Genomic DNA, 17140 nt, shown 5'->3' on the forward strand with positions numbered 1-17140 from the left:
CCGGCGCTTTTGATGCAACATCGGCAGCACGATGGTAGCCATGCCGCCGTGATATCCCGGTTCCGCGATGACGCTAGTGCTGCGCCTTGGGCTGCGGCGCTGGCAAATTCATATAATCGGCATGCGCTGCCCACCCTGGTCGCCAAGGCTCGGCCATGCAGCAGCAATATTTGGCGGTCATGGCCAACGGTTCTTCGCCTCCAACGATACCAACAGTCCGCTCCCGCCCACGGGTTCGAGCCAGGACGCGGGCCACGACTCCCCCGCCAATTCAGGGCCGACTTATCGCCCCGACTTTCATCGTCACACCGCTAACCTGCCGTTGCAGCACGGGACACCAACAAGTTGGACCAGTCGGCATTGGCGGCCAGATCACACGCCTGCCACGCCGGGCAACGCGCCTGAGCCTTCTGCGCCCGAAACCGCACAAGAGGGGACAAGCGAACCGACCTTGGCGGATTGGAAAGCGACTTGGATATCCGGTGGCGCAACGCAGTCCGACGGTGCTGGGGGTTCGCACGATGAAGAATCCATCACACCCGTCTATTTTCAACCCTCAGCGACTCCCACCACCAATGTGCCCGCCCTGAGCGAAGCAAATCTGGTCAACCCAATCGTCCTGGAAAATCAGAAGCAGGGCACACCTGAAAACGTCTGGATGATCGGCGAGGCCGATGCCTCAATCGAGGGCTTCGCCCAACAGTTCACCATCAATCATGGCCAAACCGTCGACTTCAAGATCGATACCGATTCAACCAACTACAGGATCGATATCTATCGCCTCGGCTATTATGGTGGTGACGGCGCCCGCAAAGTTGCCACCATCGACAAGAACCTGAGTACGGCCGCGACCCAGCCAGTCCCGATATTCGACCCCACCACCAGGCTGGTTGATGCCGGAAACTGGTCAGTCACAGCGTCCTGGGACATTCCCCAGGATGCCGTTTCCGGCGTGTATTTCGCCAGGCTGACGCGTTTCGACGGCTCGGGCGGCGAGAACATGATTCCATTCATCGTCCGGGACGATGAGGCCCCCAGCGATATCACCTTCCAGACGGCCGACACGACATGGCAGGCCTATAATTGGTGGGGTGGCTACAATTTTTATGGTGGCGTAGACGAAGGCGGCAATGACGGTCGCGCCAGCGCAGTCAGCTATAATCGTCCAATCATTACCCGAGACGGCGGCTTTGCGGCTGGTCCACAGGACTACATATTTGGTGCGGAATATTCCGCGATCCGTTTCCTTGAGCAAAACGGCTACGATATCAACTATATTTCGGGCATCGATACCGCCTCCAACGCCGCGCAATTGCTCAACAGCAAGATATTTTTGTCCGTCGGCCACGACGAATATTGGTCTAGTGATCAGCGTTCAAATGTCGAAGCGGCGCGGGATGCCGGCGTAAATCTCTCGTTCTGGAGTGGTAACGAGGTCTATTGGGAAACCCGCTGGGAAGCCAGCATCGACGGTACTGGCACGCCTTACAAGACACTGGTTACCTACAAGGAAATCTGGGACAACGAAAACTCCGATGTCAACGGTACGACATCGACATGGCGTGACCCGGTCCTGGGGTCGGGCAATCCCGAAAACGCCCTGACCGGCACCATGTTCACTGTCGACTCCTATCGACTGGACGCCATTACCGTCCCCTACGACATGTCCAAACTGCGTTTTTGGCGCAATACCGAAGTGGCGGACCTGCAGCCGGGCGAAACCCACACGCTTACCCAGAACCTGCTTGGTTACGAGTGGGATTCCGATCTCGACAACGGTTTCCGACCGGACGGTCTGGTGCCGCTCTCATCAACCACCATTGATGTAGACTCGCTGCTTCTCGACTATGGCCGCAATGTTGGCGCTGGCACAGCCTCACACAGTTTGACGCTGTATCGCGCACCAAGCGGGGCATTGGTATTTGGGGCCGGCACCGTCTACTGGACCTGGGGCCTGGACGAAAATCACGATCTGGAAGCCACGCCGACTGATCCCAATGTGCAACAGGCCATGATCAACCTGTTCGCCGACATGGGCGTTCAGCCCGCGACCTTGATGCAAAGCCTTGCGGTGGCCAACCAGTCCACCGACAATTTATCGCCAACCTCGGTCATCACCACGCCGTCAGGTGGCACCGGGTTGACGGCGGCGCAGACAATATCAATTACGGGTACCGCGACCGACGCTGGTGGCGGGCTGGTTGCCGTGGTTGAAGTTTCTACCGACAATGGCGCCACTTGGCACCGGGCGACAGGGTACGACAACTGGACCTATAGTTGGACGCCCTTGGTTGGCGGCGACTATACCATCCTCACCCGCGCCGTCGATGACAGCATCAATCTTGAAGTTCCGGGCGCTGGCCTGACGGTGAATGTCGACCAGGGCGGTGCCGGTAATTTCTTCGCGCCAGCCGACGTCCCGACCGCGCCCTTCGTCCAGGACAATACGCCGGTCAATGTCGGCGTCACCTTCAGTTCCACGCAGTCCGGGGAAATTGTCGGGCTTCGTTACTATAAGGGCACCGGAAATACTGGTCAGCATGTCGGGTCGCTTTGGACCTCGACCGGGACGTTGCTGAGTTCAGCGACGTTCCAGAACGAGACGACGAGTGGCTGGCAGACCGTTATCTTTGATGCACCCGTATCCATAACGGCGGGCACCAACTATGTGGCCAGCTACTCCGGCTTGTTCGGCTACGCTGTCACCTCAAACTACTTTGCCACCCCGCACACCAAGGGCGCCCTGACGGCGACCGATGGCGTCTACGCCTATGCTGACTCAACCGCATTTCCCAATCAATCCGCGTCCGGTGCCAACTATTGGGTAGATGTTGTGTTCAGTGGTGTGCCCACGCCCAATGAAGCGCCCATTGGCAACAATGACGACGGATTCCTGGTGGCGCGCGATAGGCTCGATCACGTTCGCCGCGGCAACGCTGCTCAGCAATGACACCGACCCCAACAACGACCAGCTGACGCTAACCGGGGTCAACAATCCCACCGGCGGCACGGTCAGTTTCGATGCACAGGCACAAACTGTCACCTTCACACCTACTGCAGGTTTTACCGGCCCTGCTTCCTTTGCCTATTCCATTTCGGATGGACGCGGCGGCGTCGGCTCGGCCCTTGTCAATATGGACGTTGCCGCGTCAGTCAGCACCAGTTCCTTGTTCAATCCCGCCGACACACCGTCCGAATTGAGCAGCACCGATCCGGGCCAGGTCAATCTGGGCGTGAAATTCGTTGCCTCGGCCGGTGGGTCGATAACCGGCATCAAATATTTCAAGAGCGCCAACGATAATGGCACCCATACCGGATCGCTCTGGTCCAGCACCGGAACGCTGCTGGCATCGGCTACCTTCGCCAATGAAACGGCGAGCGGCTGGCAGGAACTCACCTTCAGCAATCCCGTCCCGATTGCCGCCGGCACGACTTACGTTGCCAGCTACCACAGCAATGGCAATTACGCCCTGACACCGAACTATTTCACCACCGACAAGGTCAGTGGTCTGCTCACCGCGCCTGCGGCCGCCAACGGCGTTTTTGCCTATGGCAGCACCAATATCTTCCCCGCCGAGAGTTTTAACGCGACTAACTACTGGGTCGATGTGGTGATGACCTCTACTGCCAGCCCCAACCAGGCCCCGATTGCCAATGCTGACAGCGGCTACACAACGCCCCGCAACACCGCACTGAGCTTGACCGCCGCCGCATTGCTCGCCAACGACAATGACCCCGACGCCGATCCGATTTCGGTCACCGGCGTTAGCGGCGCGGTCAATGGCGTGGCAACTTTTGATGCTCAGACCAATAATGTCGTGTTCACGCCAACCACCGGCTATTCCGGCGCCGCCTCGTTTGTGTACGCGATTTCTGATGGTCGTGGCGGCACCGCCAGCGCCACCGTTGGCTTGATCGTTGAGGCAGCCCCCAACAATCCGCCGACCGCCACCGCCGACACCGGCTTGTCGACACAGCGTGATCTTGTCCTGCAGATCGGGGCGGCAGCCCTCTTGGCCAACGATACCGACCCAGATGGTGACCCGCTAACCATCACTGGCGTCAGCGCCGCGCAAAATGGCACCGTCAGCTTCGACGCCCAGAGCAATGTTGTAAGTTTTACGCCTACCGCCAATTATACGGGCGCGGCTGGTTTCACTTATGCCATTTCCGATGGACGAGGAGGCACCTCGTCAACTGGTGTGACGCTGTCGGTAACCCCGCCACCCACTGGTACCGGCCTCTTTGCCGCCAATGCAACCCCCGCTGTCGCTTCTGTCAATGACCCCAACTCGGTGGAATTGGGCATGCGATTCACAGTCGCTTCAAGTGGCTCGATTAGCGGCGTCAGGTTCTACAAGGGTGCTCAGAATGTTGGGCCGCACACCGGGACGCTGTGGACGGCGACCGGCACACAGTTGGGCACGGTTACTTTCGGCAACGAAAGCGCGTCTGGCTGGCAGTCGGCAAGCTTTTCCAGTCCGATCGCTGTCTCCGGCGGCACCAGCTATGTTGTGTCCTACCATACCGATAGCGGTTACTACGCCGCCAACAGCGGATATTTTAGCACTGCCACCAACAATGGACCTCTCACCGCGCCCGCAAGCACTACCGGTAGCGGCAATGGACTCTATGCCTACGGAACTGGAACGCTGTTTCCCACTGACACCTACAATGCCTCCAACTATTGGGTCGATGTCTATTACGAACCAGGGGCGAATGTCGCGCCGGTCGCCAACAATGACAGTGGGTTCACCGGACAGAGCAACGCCGCGCTGCAACTGGCGGCGTCCAGCCTGCTGGCCAATGATACCGATGGCAATGGCGATCCGCTGTCGGTTACCGGCGTAAGCGCTCCTACCAATGGCACAGTGAGTTTTGACGCACAGACAAGCACCATCACCTTCACGCCAACCACTGACTATTCGGGCGCTGCCGGGTTCACCTATGCCATATCCGACGGCCGAGGCGGCACGTCGTCAGCAAATGTTGCCCTGACGGTGACGGCGGCACCTGTTGGAACATCTCTGTTCAGCGCCGCTGCCACGCCGGCGACGACCACGGTCAATGATCCCAACGGCGTTGAACTTGGTATGAAATTTACCAGTTCCGAGGCTGGAACCATCACCGGTCTGCGCTTCTACAAAGGGCCGCAAAACACCGGCACCCATACCGGCACCCTGTGGAGCGCCACGGGCACGGCGTTGGGCACGCTGACATTCCAGGGCGAGACGGCCAGTGGCTGGCAAACCGCTTCCTTTGCCAGCCCGATCGCCATCGATGCCAACACCACCTATGTCGCCTCCTATCATAGCAATGGCTTCTATTCGGCCACGCCAAACGGGTTTGGCTCCGAGGTGACCTCTGGTCCGCTTACCGCGCCTTCCAGCGCCTCGAGCGGTGGCAATGGACTTTATGCCTATGGCGGCGCCAGTGCATTCCCGACCAACAGCTACAATGCCTCCAATTATTATGTCGACGTAATTTTCAACGGACAGCTGGCGTCCTAGTGCCAGTGAGTTATCAAGGGGTTAGACTATGCAAGACGAACTCTATGCTGACGCCATTGGCGAGATCACAGTCACCGGAACAGTTGTGCGTATTGACTTGGTGAGCCTGTCAGCGACGCGGCGCGACGATACCGGCCAGCCCGCGCCCGAGCATCGCCAGCGCGTTATCATGTCCCTTGAGGGCTTTGCCAATAGTTTTGACGTGCTGCAAAAGGCCATGAATGGGCTGATCGAGGCGGGTGCGATTCACCGCACTGACACCAATGCAGACAATATCGTTGTGCCCACCAAGGGCGGACAGACCAATGGCACAGCCAAAAGCCACAATGGGTCTCCGAATTTCGAGTAACTTAGTATCGGCGTCACCATGAACGACAAATCCACGACCGGCCCGGCGTGCCTTTCGGCGACCCTGCGCCATCACGGCATTGATATTAGTACTGAGCGGTTGATTGCGGACTACGCCATCCGCAACGAGGGGATCGGCTACGATCTGATGTTGCGAATGGCGCGCGACGCTGGCCTTAAGTCTCGCCGTACCCGGGTCAATCGCAAAACCATCCTCCGCCTTGGCCAGGCCTACCCGGCGCTCGCCAGATTGGAAAACGGCAACTGGGTCACAGTGCTTGGCGCTGAAACCGATCAGACCGGCACGGTCATGCTGCGGCTTTTCGATCCCCTTGCCAAAGATTCAGGCGGCTTGATCACCGTCAGCCTTGATCAATTCAGCAAACGCTGGCGCGGCGAATTGTTGCTGGCCAAACGCAGTTTTGGCCTCACTGATCCCGAACAGCCCTTTGGATTTCGCTGGTTCATCCCCGAGATACTGCATCAGCGCCGCCTGTTCATGGATGTCGCCGTCGCGGCGCTGTTCCTTTACGCGCTGGGGCTGGCGACGCCGATATTCTTCCAGTTGGTTATCGACAAGGTGCTGGTGCACCAGAGTTATACCACCCTGATGGTGCTGGCTGTCGGCGTCGGGGTGGCGCTGCTGTTCGAAGCGGTCTTTGTTTTTCTGCGTCGATATCTGCTGATCTATGCCACCAATCGCATTGATATTCGGGTCGCCACACGTACGTTCCGGCATTTGCTGGATCTGCCTATTTCTTTTTCGAGCAGTCCTCGGCCGGCGTTCTGGTCAAGCATATGCAGCAATCCAGCCGCATCCGCGAATTTCTCACCGGTCGCCTGTTCCTTACGCTTCTCGATGCGCTGTCACTGCTGGTTTTCGTGCCGGTTCTGATGCTCTACAGCACCACGCTCTCACTGATCGTTCTGGGCTTCAGCGCCCTGATCGGGCTGGTCGTTGCCATGCTGGTGGCGCCATTCCGCAAACGCCTCGCCGCACTCTATGCCGCAGAAGGCGGGCGTCAGGGACTGCTGGTTGAAACCGTCCACGGCATTCGCACCCTTAAATCGCTGGCCATGGAACCCTTGCAGCGCCGGGTGTGGGATGATCGGTCCGCCCAGACCATCACCACGCGCTTCAAGGTTGAAACCATCTCGATCACCGCCCAGGCCGTCACTGGCCTGTTGGAAAAATTGATGGCGGTCGCCATCATCGGCGTTGGCGCACTGTTCGTTTTTGATGGGTCGATGACCGTCGGTGCACTGATCGCCTTCAACATGCTGGCCGGCCGGGTGTCGGGTCCTTTGGTGCAGATCGTCACCATGGTGCATGAATATCAGGAGGTAGCGCTCTCGGTGCGCATGCTTGGTGAAGTCATGAACCAAAAAGTCGAGCGCGCCGGGCGTACCGAAGGGTTACGACCTGAAATTGCGGGTTCGATCGATTTCGAAAATGTCGCCTTCCGCTATCGTCAGGACGGCGCCTTCGCGCTCGATGAAATGTCTTTTGAAATACCGGCTGGCAGCGTATTCGGCGTCGTCGGGCGCAGCGGCTCGGGCAAGAGTACGATTACCCGTCTCATTCAAGGTTTGTATCCGGTGCAGCAGGGACTTATTCGTATCGGCGGGCACGACGTCCGGGAAATTGACCTCAACCATCTGCGCCGCAATGTTGGCGTCGTGCTGCAGGACAATTTCCTGTTCCGTGGCACCGTGCGGGAAAACATTGCCGCCGCCAAGCCTGACGCCAGTTTTGAAGAGGTGGTAAATGCTGCCAAACTTGCCGGGGCCGTGGAATTTATCGAGCAACTGCCGAGAGGCTATGACACGCTGATAGAGGAGGGGGCGGAAAACCTGTCCGGCGGCCAGCGACAGCGCCTGTCCATCGCCCGCGCCCTGGTGACAAACCCCAGAATCCTGATCCTAGATGAGGCCACCAGCGCCCTTGATCCCGAGAGCGAGGCCATCGTCAAGCGCAGTATCAAGGGCATTGCCGCAGGTCGCACTGTCGTTATCGTTTCCCACCGTCTGTCGATGCTCACCGACGCTGACAATATCCTTGTGGTTGATCGAGGTCGCCTGGTCGATATCGGCCCCCACGGCCAGTTGGTGTCGCGTTGCACCACCTACCGGCAATTGTGGAACCAGCAAATGAAGCTAGTCGGATGAGCCAGGCACAGACAAAACCAAAATTGGTCAAACCGTCCAAACAGCACCAACCCAAGCCGGTGCAGTCGGTCAAGTCCGCCACCATTTCCGAATTCCAGAGCGACGCCATTGCGCTGGAGGAACGCCGCCCGCCCTTTTCGGCGCGCATGACGCTTTATGTCGTCGCGGCGGCCATCGGGTGCGGCATATATTGGGCCAGCGTATCCAAACTCGATGAAATCGTCGTAGCCACCGGCAAACTTGCCACCAGCGAGCCGACCTTGGTGATGCAGCCCTTTGAAACCTCGATCATTCGCCAGATGGACGTCAAGCCGGGCGATATCGTCAAAAAGGGCGAATTGCTGGCCACGCTCGATCCCACGTTTGCCGCCGCCGATTCAGGGCAGTTGCAGGCCAAACTCGATGGTTTCCAGGCCCAGATCGCCCGCATCAACGCCGAATTGGCGGGTACAATCTACCAGCCGCCGTCCGATGCTTCCCCCGAAGCGATCATGCAAGGTCAACTGGCCGCGCAACGCCTGGTGGCCTATAAATCCAGATTGGCCGATTTCGACGCGCAGATCGCCCATGGTCAAGCCATTGTCGACAAGACAGTTGCCCAGGAGCAAACCCTTGGCGAACGCCTCACTGGGCTTGAGGAAATCCAGAATATGTACGCCAAACTGTCGGATACCGGCAGCGGATCCCGCCTGACCTATCTGCAAAGTCGCGACGTCAGCCTTGATATCGAAGTGTCATTGACCCAGACGCGAGGACAGGCGGCAGAAGCCGCGCAACAGATCGAACAGACCCGCGCCGAGCGCCAGAATTTTATCGAAGATTATCGGCGGGTCGCCATGGAAGAACTGGTCGACCTGATGGACAAGCAGGCCGGCGCCAGCGAGGAATTGCGCAAGGTGGATTTGCGCACCTCAATGTCCCAATTGTTTGCGCCAGCGGATGCCGCCGTACTCGAGGTTGCACAGCGCTCGGTTGCCTCGGTGGTGCAACCGGCCGAACCGTTGATTACCCTCGTGCCGCTCAATGTGCCGCTTGATGTTGAGGTCACGGTCGCAAGCAATGATATCGGCCATTTGACAACCGGGGACGCGGCACGCATCAAGTTTGACGCCTTTCCGTTCCAGAAACACGGGACCGTCGATGGTCACGTAACCTCCATCAGCGAAAACTCCTTTGCCAAGCAGGCCAATGCCGATCCGGCAGGCGGTGCGGCCTTCTATAAGGTCCGCATCGCCCTTGGCGACGGCGAGTTGCGCAATGTCCCGGCGACATTCCGCATGTTGCCCGGCATGACGGTTTCCGCCGAAATCCATGCCGGCGACCGCAGCGTCATTTCATATTTCCTTTATCCATTGATCCGGGGCCTCGACGAAAGCCTGCGAGAACCCTGATAATCCGGCGCGGGCGCCAAATGTGCCGCTCAGGCCCCAGAAAAAACTATCTGCGTTTTCATGGCCACTGAGCGGTCGGAGGCAAGCGTAAATGCCTCTTCGGCTGCCTCCAGCGGCACTGTGTGGCTGATGAGCGGTTTGACATCGATCAGCCCCTTGCGCATCAACTCGACCCCGACGGCAAACTCCTCATGGAAGCGGAAGGAGCCGCGCAGGTCGAGTTCCTTGCTGGTGATTGCCTGCATCGGCAAACTCATGTCACCACCCAGTCCTAGCTGCAAGATTATGCCCCGGGGTCGCAGCGCGCCAATGCCCGAAATCAGCGCGGGTGCAGCGCCAGAGCATTCATAGAGAATGTCGAAATGACCCTTGTCTGCACCATAGTCGGCAAGTCCGTCCGGGGCGCTGACCATGTTGATGGTCCGGTCCGCACCAACGGCTCTGGCAATCGCCAGCGTATAGTCGGACAGATCCGTCGCCACAATTTCTGCCGCTCCCGCGCGCCGCGCCGCAAGGATCGCCAAGACACCGATTGGTCCACAACCCGTGACCAACACCTTTTTGCCAACCATCTGCCCGGCCCGTCGCGTTGCGTGCAATACCACCGCCAATGGCTCGGCCATCGCCGCTTCGCCGGGCGTTAGGCCATCGGCCGGAATGCACTGGTCAGCGAGCGCCACCAACCGTTCCCGGAAGGCGCCCTGGATATGGGGAAATGGAATCGCTGAACCGTAAAACCGCATATTGAGACAGTGATTACGCTGCCCCTCCTGACAATAGCTGCAGCTGCCGCACGGGCGCGATGGCGACACCGAAACCAATTGGCCCGGCTTTAGCGTTTTAACACCCGCGCCGATGTCCTCGACATAAGCCGATACTTCGTGCCCGAGTATCATTGGTTCGCGCAGCTTGACCGGACCAAACCCGCCATCATGATAATAATGCAGGTCCGACCCGCAAACCCCGCCATTGGCAAGGCGAAGCGACACGTCCCGCGGCCCGGGACGCTCGGCAGAAACCTCGTCGATCCGCAGATCATGAGCCGCGTGAATTACAATTGCTTTCATCACCGTACCGAAGTTGGATTATTGGTACTTTCCCCCGCGCCCAGCCACCCTCGTCGCCACGCGCCGACATGCCCCACCATGATGGCTGTACAACAATTCATTGTCCAGTTGCGGGAGGGGAAAGCGCTTGAACTTCGGCCATTCCTATTTCAAGGTAGCCAGTTCGATGTAGTGGCTTAGACATGATCACTGTCAGATGATCTCGACCATGAGGCCAAGATTCAATTCGTCTGAGATCTGCTCGATATTTCGCTTCTTTTGGGCTGTACTGCTGTGGGTCTTAACGAAGTATGGTGGGACGGGAGCCTCGTTGTACTTCTTTGATGGCGATCGAGAGACGATGTTCTCCCCATTGACCATGAGCCCGATATTTGCAACTCGCTCCATCCCAGCGTGCTGAATAACAGCGATCAGTGTGTCAGCCGCCTTCTCCTTCGCCAGCACATTTCCGTTTGGAAAACGAACCAGAAGCGCGGTCTTTGACGATTTGGAACTTGAAAGAATCTTACGAGCAGCCTTCTCGATCGCTTGATCAGCAGGTTCTGCAACTTCAGTCGCGGCGAATGAGTGCGTCCACTCCATCTCAAGTGTCCGAACCTTGTCAAGGAATGCTTGTAGTGCGTTGCCTTTCTTGGTCAAATCTTCTGCTTCGGTATACATTGACGCCCGGAAGAATTTTGCTCCTTCGGTATTCAAATTCTCGACTTCAGCGTCAAGTTCCATTCGCATCAATTCGAACGCAACCGTAACACTATCCATATCCTCTTCCCTTGTTTTGTTGGCCCATTCAACTTGCGCCGAATCCGACCACGGGTAGCGGAAGCTTACGTAATTATCTATTGGGCACAATTCATGTACCGAAGCCGTTGGACGCTTTCCATTAAATTTTTCCGCTTAAAGCGGGGGATGACCCTCTGGCTGACACCAAAGGTGCGACAAGCTAGTGAAATGCCCGTCCCATGTTGCGCCACCGCTTTGGCGGCCATCGCTCGGCGTTGAGATGGCCGCGTCATTTCTTTCCAAGGGCATCTTTGAGAAGCTCGGCCTGCATACTCATCTCGGCATACATCTTCTTGAGCCGACGGTTTTCGTCTTCCAAAGCCTTCATCTGGCTGATCATCGACGCATCCATGCCGCCGTATTTTGCCCGCCATTTGTAAAATGAGGCAGTGCTCATTCCGTGCTCACGGCACAAATCAGCCACCGGAACACCGCCTTCGGCTTGGCGCAGGATCGCTAGGATCTGAGGTTCGCTATATCTCGTCATCTTCATCAAAATCTCCTCGTTCATATTGCCGAGAAAATTCTACTTTTGAACCCGATTAATCAGTGGGGGGATTACCGCGGGATTACCGTTCTGCATCAAGTATCGCAATCGAAATGCGGGGTCGGCTCAGAGATTGGGATGCAAGAATGAATCGAAAACTCGTTGGACGGGACTGGCTCAAGCGTCCTGACAATCGGATTTTTCATTTTTTTGCGGCCGAAAAGATCACGACGAACCCACATTGGCATGGACTGGTCAGCTTTTTTGGCGCAGATGCGGCAGAGCGCGCGAGACAGGGAGATGTCTTTGACGAGAATGCGGAAGCTATATGGAGGAAGCTGGTCCCTGCCGGAACTGCCGAAGTCAAGTCTATGAAAACGCACGCCGAATACATTTCTTACGTTGCAAGGTCACTGTGCCTTCAGGTAAATTACGATCACTTCATAGTTCCGGATGAATTCTTGACTAAGTAGTTCCAGGACCCGCGATGTCGTCGCCCGAAACTCGGGGGCGGCTAGTAGCTTGGGGCATGTTTGATCCCACCAATGCGCGCCGAGAGGTGCGCAATTGTATGCTATGGAAAATTCAAACCACAACATCAGATACTAGTGGGCGCCGAAGGCGACCGCCAAGGCCGAAGGCCGCGGAGGCGAGCGAAGCGAGTAACGTCGTCAGGCCACCTGGTCACCAGCACTGATGTTGATCCGTTTGATCACGTCAATGAGACTGTTCGTGCGTTCAAGAGAAAACACATGTTCCGGCCCAGATGGCGCAACCTCTATGAACGGGCCTGTGTAGAGAAGCTTGGGGTCCATGACGCCTTTCTCGGTCAGGTGCTCGATCACCAGATCGACGAATTCGATTTGATCAGCATTGGTGGGCCCTTCGGCTATGAACCTGCTAAAGGCTTCGGCGACCGCAGCGCGTTCAAGTCCTACAAGAGATCGAATGAACCGTCCTAACCCGTGACTTAACTTGGCTGCGGTTTCTATTTGTGTCTGATCGCCAATACCGGCCGATAGCAACAGCTCTTGCAATTGCTCGATGTCAGTCGGCGTCAACGGCAGTCCACGCCGTAGTTTCTGCAGGCTCAAATTATCTTCATGCTCGCGCAGAAAATGTCTCGCCTTGCGCTTGAAGCGGATGAAATCGACCGAACCGATTTCCGGCAGGTCGACGCTATTGCCCTCGCCTAGCTCATCCTTAAAATCAGAGTAGACGATACAGCGTTTGGATTTTTCGACGTGCTGGACCAAGTTGCGCAGCCGCAGGCGCACCAACTCGAGTAGCGGCACGGTGATGCCTTCCCACCAGGACTCGGTCTGGATTTCGAGGATCAGTTCTTGCTGCGCGGAAAGGCGGAGGGCGAACTTGCAGACGGTGCGGTCTCGCAGTTCTTTCGAGAGCATATCGAGGCCGATCCTCCAAGAGGGCTGGACCCCAGTGACCCGTTCATCCCGGTGATTTGGCGCGACCTTATCGCTCAAGGTCTGGTCTCAGAGAAAGTGCTATCTGGCTACGGTCAAGGCGGCACGTTTTACGTCATTTCGCCACTAGGCCGGTTCGTGATCGAATCCATCAGTTCGCCGTGGCGCAACATCAGTCCGCGCATGATATTTTACACACCCCGAACTGCTACCAAAGGCTGCTACGATTGCCTGCTACGACAATGAGCCTAAGTCATTAGCTTTAATAATAAAATAGAATTGGCTGGGGAACCTGGATTCGAACCAAGATTGACGGAGTCAGAGTCCGCAGTTCTACCATTGAACTATTCCCCACCGAGCACAGATCGCAGGTGCTAAGCGATGATTGAAGCCTGCCACTTTCGTGACATGCCCAACGTTGGCACTGCATAAACAAAGCCGCTGGCGAATGCAAGCGTTTGGGCGGGGGTTGTTGTGTGGATCGTTGTCATTGCGCTGATCTGCGCCTTGCTTTACCGTCACTCTCGACAATGCAATTGAGCTGCGATGGGCGCGTGTCGGGAAACCGGGAGCGGCGACCACGCAGATAGGAGAATATGTGACCGATGAAAATCGGTCCGCGGCCGCACCTTCGTCGCAGGACGAATCGGCACTCCGCAGCCGGGCAGCGACGGATCGCGCCGGGCATGGGCTGGGAGAGGCAATGCCTCTCGGACGCCCGGCGGAACAGCGGACAGGCAACGCACAAAGTCCAACACGGCGGCACCGTGGCCCTGTCTACGCAGCGCTTGATCTGGGCACCAATAATTGCCGCCTGTTGATTGCCCGGCCGCACGATCATGGCTTCCGTGTCATCGATGGCTACACACGCATCGTCCGTCTGGGCGAGGGCGTATCGACCACGGGCCGCCTAGGGCAGGCGGCGATGGATCGCACCATCGACGCCCTGCGCCAATGTCGCAACAAGCTGCGCGAGCATCAGCCCGCCCGCATGCGCCTGATCGCCACCGAAGCCTGTCGGGCAGCCGAGAATGGCCCCAGTTTTCTTGAAAAAATCAAGAACGAGATCGGGCTCGAACTCGAAATCGTCGATCGTCGCACGGAAGCGTCGCTGGCGGTGACTGGCTGTGCTGACCTGATCGAGGCAAGTGCCGCGGGTGCCCTCATGTTCGATATTGGCGGCGGCTCATCGGAACTGGCCTGGCTGGATTTTCGCGGTGGTCGACCCAAGAGCCAGGGCCGCATGCCAGCCGCGATCCGCTCCTGGCAGTCGCTGCCGGTCGGCGTTGTGTCCATTGCTGAAAAGTTTGGCGGCGTCGATGTGACGCCTGCCATTTTCGAGGCGATGGTCAACCATGTTTCCGAGCACCTTCGCCAGTTCCGTGGCCGCGAAAAGCTGCGCCAGATGATTGCGACCCATCCGGTCCACCTTATCGGCACCTCAGGCACGGTCACGACATTGGCCGGTCTGCATCTGGGGCTTGAGCGTTACGAACGTCAAAAAGTCGATGGTCTGTGGATGCGGCGCGATGAAGTCGATCACACTATGCGCGCCCTGTTGGGCATGACCTACGACCGTCGGGTTGCCCATGCCTGCATTGGCAAGGACCGGGCCGATCTGGTGCTACCCGGTTGTGCGATTTTTGAAGCGATCCGGCGTGAATGGCCCACCGAGCGGGTGCGCGTTGCAGATCGAGGCTTGCGTGAGGGCATTCTGATTTCGCTCATGGACGTTGACCGCGTTCATAACAGACCGGCACGAAAATATCCCAGGAGCCGCACCAATGGCTGATAAAGCGCTCGGCTCGGGCGGCCGCAAGTCCGACAAAGACCTGAAAATCCGCGTCAAGACCGGCAAGGGACGCAAGGTATCCTCAACGATCTGGCTCGAACGCCAGTTGAACGACCCCTATGTGGCGCGGGCCCGCGCCGAGGGATTGCGGTCGCGCGCCGCCTTCAAGATTCGGGAGATGGACCAGAAGCACAAACTGTTTCGGCGCGGCATGCGGGTGGTGGATCTGGGGGCGGCACCGGGTGGCTGGTCGCAAATCGCCGCCACTGCGACGGGATCGACCGACAAAAATCCATTGATCGTTGGCATCGACTATCTCGAAATGGACCCCATCCCTGGCGTTGTTCTATTGCAAAAGGATTTCACAGATGAGGACGCTCCGGCCATGCTGATCGACGCCATGGGTGGCAAAAAGGCAGACCTGGTGATGTCGGATATGGCGTGGCCGACCACCGGTCACCGACCCACCGATCACTTGCGAATCGTACATCTTATTGAAATTGCAGCCGATTTCGCGTTGGACGTGTTGGCGCCCAATGGTGCATTTGTCGCCAAGGTCTTTCAGGGCGGCACCGAGCATCAATTGCTGGCCATGCTCAAGCGGCATTTCCGCAGCACCCACCATGCCAAGCCGCCATCAAGCCGTGCCGACTCGGCCGAAGCCTATCTGATCGCCAAGGGTTTCAAGGGCAGTCGTGAACCGAGCGACCAGGACGATAATCGCTAGGCGTGCCTGTTCAGGTCTTTTGTGCCCCGGCTTTTTGAAAACCCGAAACGTCATCCCCGGAGCCTTTTGGCAATCTTAGATAAAGCAGTCCGCCCGCAGCGCTCAATAGGCCCACCGCCAAAAAGGCGATCTTGAAGTCGAACAGCGATAGCGGCCCGCCGTGCAGATGTGTGCTTATCTCCAGAATGCCACCGGCAACGGCAACGCCCGAGGCAATGCTGAGTTGCTGGCACACGGCAGTAATTGCGGTCGCCTGGCTGGCTTCTTCATTGTCCACATCGGCGTAGCCCAAAACGTTGCAGCCGGTGAAAAAGAATGATCGGCAAATGCCGCCGATCAGCAGGATCGCCATCAGCGGCACCGGCGAGGCGGAAATATCAATCTGCCCCTGCAAGGCAATAAGCGCGCCGCCGACAACGCCGCAAAGGGTCAGCACCGGTTTGAATCCGAATTTGGCGAACACCTTCTCGGTCATGAATTTTGAGACTATGGCACCGACAGCGCCGATAAAGGTGATCAGGCCGGAGGCAAATGGCGACAGCCCGAACCCGAGCCTGCAACATCAGTGGCAATAGGAAAGGCACGGCGCCAACGCCGACCCTGAAAACTGACCCGCCAATGATCGCTGAGCGGAACAGCCGATGCCGGAACAGTTCGGGGTCCAGCAGCGGAAATTTCGCCCGTCTGGCGTGCAAAAAATACAATATGCCACTGACAACCCCCACCGAAATGGTCAGATAGCCATAAATGATCGGCAGGGCGGGCAGGCTGATGACCGACAGGCCAAAGATGCTGCCCGAAAACGCCACCGCCAGAAGGCCGAAACCGACAAAGTCGATAGGCCGTGGATTGCGCTCGTCAATAATTTTCAAGAATCGCGTCGCCAACGCAATGCCTGCCAGCCCGATCGGAATATTGATCCAGAAAATCCAGTGCCAGCTCAGATAGGTGGTCAAAAATCCCCCGACCACCGGGCCGGTTATCGGTCCCAGCAACGCCGGCACGGTCAACCAGGCCATGGCCGCCACCAACTCGTTTCTCGGCGTTGACCGCACCAGTAACAATCGACCGATTGGTGTCATCATCGACGCGCCAATGCCTTGGAAAAAACGTGAAACAACAAAGGTTTCAAGCGAATAGGAGAATGAGCAGGCGAGCGAGCCCAGCATGAATACAAAAATGGCCAGCCGAAAAATATTCTTGGCGCCAAATCGGTCCGCCATCCATCCGCTGACAGGAATGAAAATTGCCAACGCCACAAAATAGCTGGTCAGCGCCAGTTTGAGTGCGACGGGCTCCGTCCCGATGTCGGTTGCGATGGCGGGCAGGGAGGTGGCGATAACCGTTGAGTCCATACGCTCCATGAACATTGCAACAGCCAATACGAGCGGGGTGACGCGGATCACGGTCAAACTACTTGCTGCGGGAATCGAATAGGGCGC

The 17140-nt window shown here is 57.7% G+C and carries 10 protein-coding genes, 1 tRNA gene and 3 pseudogenes; 8 read left to right on the forward strand and 6 right to left on the reverse strand.

Annotated elements, in window-relative coordinates:
- Positions 1-67 precede the first annotated feature (67 nt).
- The 5 genes and pseudogenes from PSQ19_RS01630 to PSQ19_RS01650 all read left to right on the forward strand — a co-directional run bounded on the left by PSQ19_RS01630 (position 68) and on the right by PSQ19_RS01650 (position 9418).
- Complete coding sequence (locus PSQ19_RS01630) at positions 68-2950, forward strand: N,N-dimethylformamidase beta subunit family domain-containing protein (RefSeq protein ID WP_282219353.1); 2883 nt, start codon at positions 68-70, stop codon at positions 2948-2950.
- The gene (locus PSQ19_RS01635; protein ID WP_282219354.1) at positions 2880-5510 is read left to right on the forward strand and encodes a DUF4082 domain-containing protein; all 2631 of its coding nucleotides are present in this window, start codon (positions 2880-2882) and stop codon (positions 5508-5510) included. Before PSQ19_RS01630 ends, PSQ19_RS01635 begins: the two co-directional genes overlap by 71 nt.
- 28 nt (positions 5511-5538) lie before the next feature.
- A complete protein-coding gene (locus tag PSQ19_RS01640; RefSeq protein ID WP_282219355.1) occupies positions 5539-5859 on the forward strand; it encodes a hypothetical protein in 321 nt (106 codons plus the stop codon).
- A gap of 18 nt (positions 5860-5877) precedes the next feature.
- Positions 5878-8027 (forward strand): annotated as a pseudogene (locus PSQ19_RS01645) (peptidase domain-containing ABC transporter).
- A complete protein-coding gene (locus PSQ19_RS01650; protein WP_282219356.1) occupies positions 8024-9418 on the forward strand; it encodes an HlyD family type I secretion periplasmic adaptor subunit in 1395 nt (464 codons plus the stop codon). The pseudogene PSQ19_RS01645 and the gene PSQ19_RS01650 overlap by 4 nt, the downstream one beginning before the upstream one ends.
- A gap of 29 nt (positions 9419-9447) precedes the next feature.
- Here PSQ19_RS01650 and PSQ19_RS01655 read toward each other — a convergent pair whose 3' ends face one another.
- The 3 genes and pseudogenes from PSQ19_RS01655 to PSQ19_RS01665 form a co-directional block, all read right to left on the reverse strand.
- Positions 9448-10485: an L-idonate 5-dehydrogenase gene (locus PSQ19_RS01655; protein WP_282219357.1), complete on the reverse strand. Its 1038-nt coding sequence runs from the start codon at positions 10483-10485 to the stop codon at positions 9448-9450.
- Between the two features lie 192 nt (positions 10486-10677).
- The gene (locus PSQ19_RS01660; protein ID WP_282219358.1) at positions 10678-11244 is read right to left on the reverse strand and encodes a hypothetical protein; all 567 of its coding nucleotides are present in this window, start codon (positions 11242-11244) and stop codon (positions 10678-10680) included.
- A gap of 155 nt (positions 11245-11399) precedes the next feature.
- Positions 11400-11758 (reverse strand): annotated as a pseudogene (locus tag PSQ19_RS01665) (transposase); the annotation flags it as partial.
- 140 nt (positions 11759-11898) lie between these two features.
- Between PSQ19_RS01665 and PSQ19_RS01670 the strand changes: the two are divergent.
- Positions 11899-12225, forward strand: coding sequence for a hypothetical protein (locus PSQ19_RS01670; protein ID WP_282219359.1), 327 nt, complete (start codon positions 11899-11901; stop codon positions 12223-12225).
- A 198-nt stretch (positions 12226-12423) separates the two neighbouring features.
- Here PSQ19_RS01670 and PSQ19_RS01675 read toward each other — a convergent pair whose 3' ends face one another.
- Entirely contained in the window at positions 12424-13239 is an 816-nt protein-coding gene (locus PSQ19_RS01675) for a type I restriction-modification enzyme R subunit C-terminal domain-containing protein (protein ID WP_282219360.1), read from the reverse strand.
- Positions 13240-13459: 220 nt separating this feature from the next.
- A tRNA-Gln gene (locus PSQ19_RS01680) sits at positions 13460-13533 on the reverse strand.
- Positions 13534-13777: 244 nt separating this feature from the next.
- Between PSQ19_RS01680 and PSQ19_RS01685 the strand changes: the two genes are divergently transcribed.
- On the forward strand, positions 13778-14971 hold the full coding sequence (locus tag PSQ19_RS01685; RefSeq protein ID WP_282219361.1) for a Ppx/GppA phosphatase family protein: 1194 nt from the start codon (positions 13778-13780) through the stop codon (positions 14969-14971).
- On the forward strand, positions 14964-15698 hold the full coding sequence (locus PSQ19_RS01690) for an RlmE family RNA methyltransferase (protein ID WP_282219362.1): 735 nt from the start codon (positions 14964-14966) through the stop codon (positions 15696-15698). Before PSQ19_RS01685 ends, PSQ19_RS01690 begins: the two co-directional genes overlap by 8 nt.
- 10 nt (positions 15699-15708) lie before the next feature.
- Here the strand turns inward: PSQ19_RS01690 and PSQ19_RS01695 are convergent.
- Positions 15709-17068: pseudogene (locus PSQ19_RS01695) on the reverse strand (MDR family MFS transporter).
- Positions 17069-17140 lie beyond the last annotated feature (72 nt).

It is taken from the genome of Devosia algicola (assembly GCF_028816455.1).
Taxonomy (GTDB): Bacteria; Pseudomonadota; Alphaproteobacteria; order Rhizobiales; family Devosiaceae; genus Devosia; species Devosia algicola.

Coding starts and splice junctions, on each gene's coding strand:
- PSQ19_RS01630 (WP_282219353.1), top strand. CDS start 68: ATGACGCTAGTGCTGCGCCTTGGGCTGCGGCGCTGGCAAATTCATATA.
- PSQ19_RS01635 (WP_282219354.1), top strand. CDS start 2,880: ATGACGACGGATTCCTGGTGGCGCGCGATAGGCTCGATCACGTTCGCC.
- PSQ19_RS01640 (WP_282219355.1), top strand. CDS start 5,539: ATGCAAGACGAACTCTATGCTGACGCCATTGGCGAGATCACAGTCACC.
- PSQ19_RS01650 (WP_282219356.1), top strand. CDS start 8,024: ATGAGCCAGGCACAGACAAAACCAAAATTGGTCAAACCGTCCAAACAG.
- PSQ19_RS01655 (WP_282219357.1), bottom strand. CDS start 10,485: ATGAAAGCAATTGTAATTCACGCGGCTCATGATCTGCGGATCGACGAG.
- PSQ19_RS01660 (WP_282219358.1), bottom strand. CDS start 11,244: ATGGATAGTGTTACGGTTGCGTTCGAATTGATGCGAATGGAACTTGAC.
- PSQ19_RS01670 (WP_282219359.1), top strand. CDS start 11,899: ATGAATCGAAAACTCGTTGGACGGGACTGGCTCAAGCGTCCTGACAAT.
- PSQ19_RS01690 (WP_282219362.1), top strand. CDS start 14,964: ATGGCTGATAAAGCGCTCGGCTCGGGCGGCCGCAAGTCCGACAAAGAC.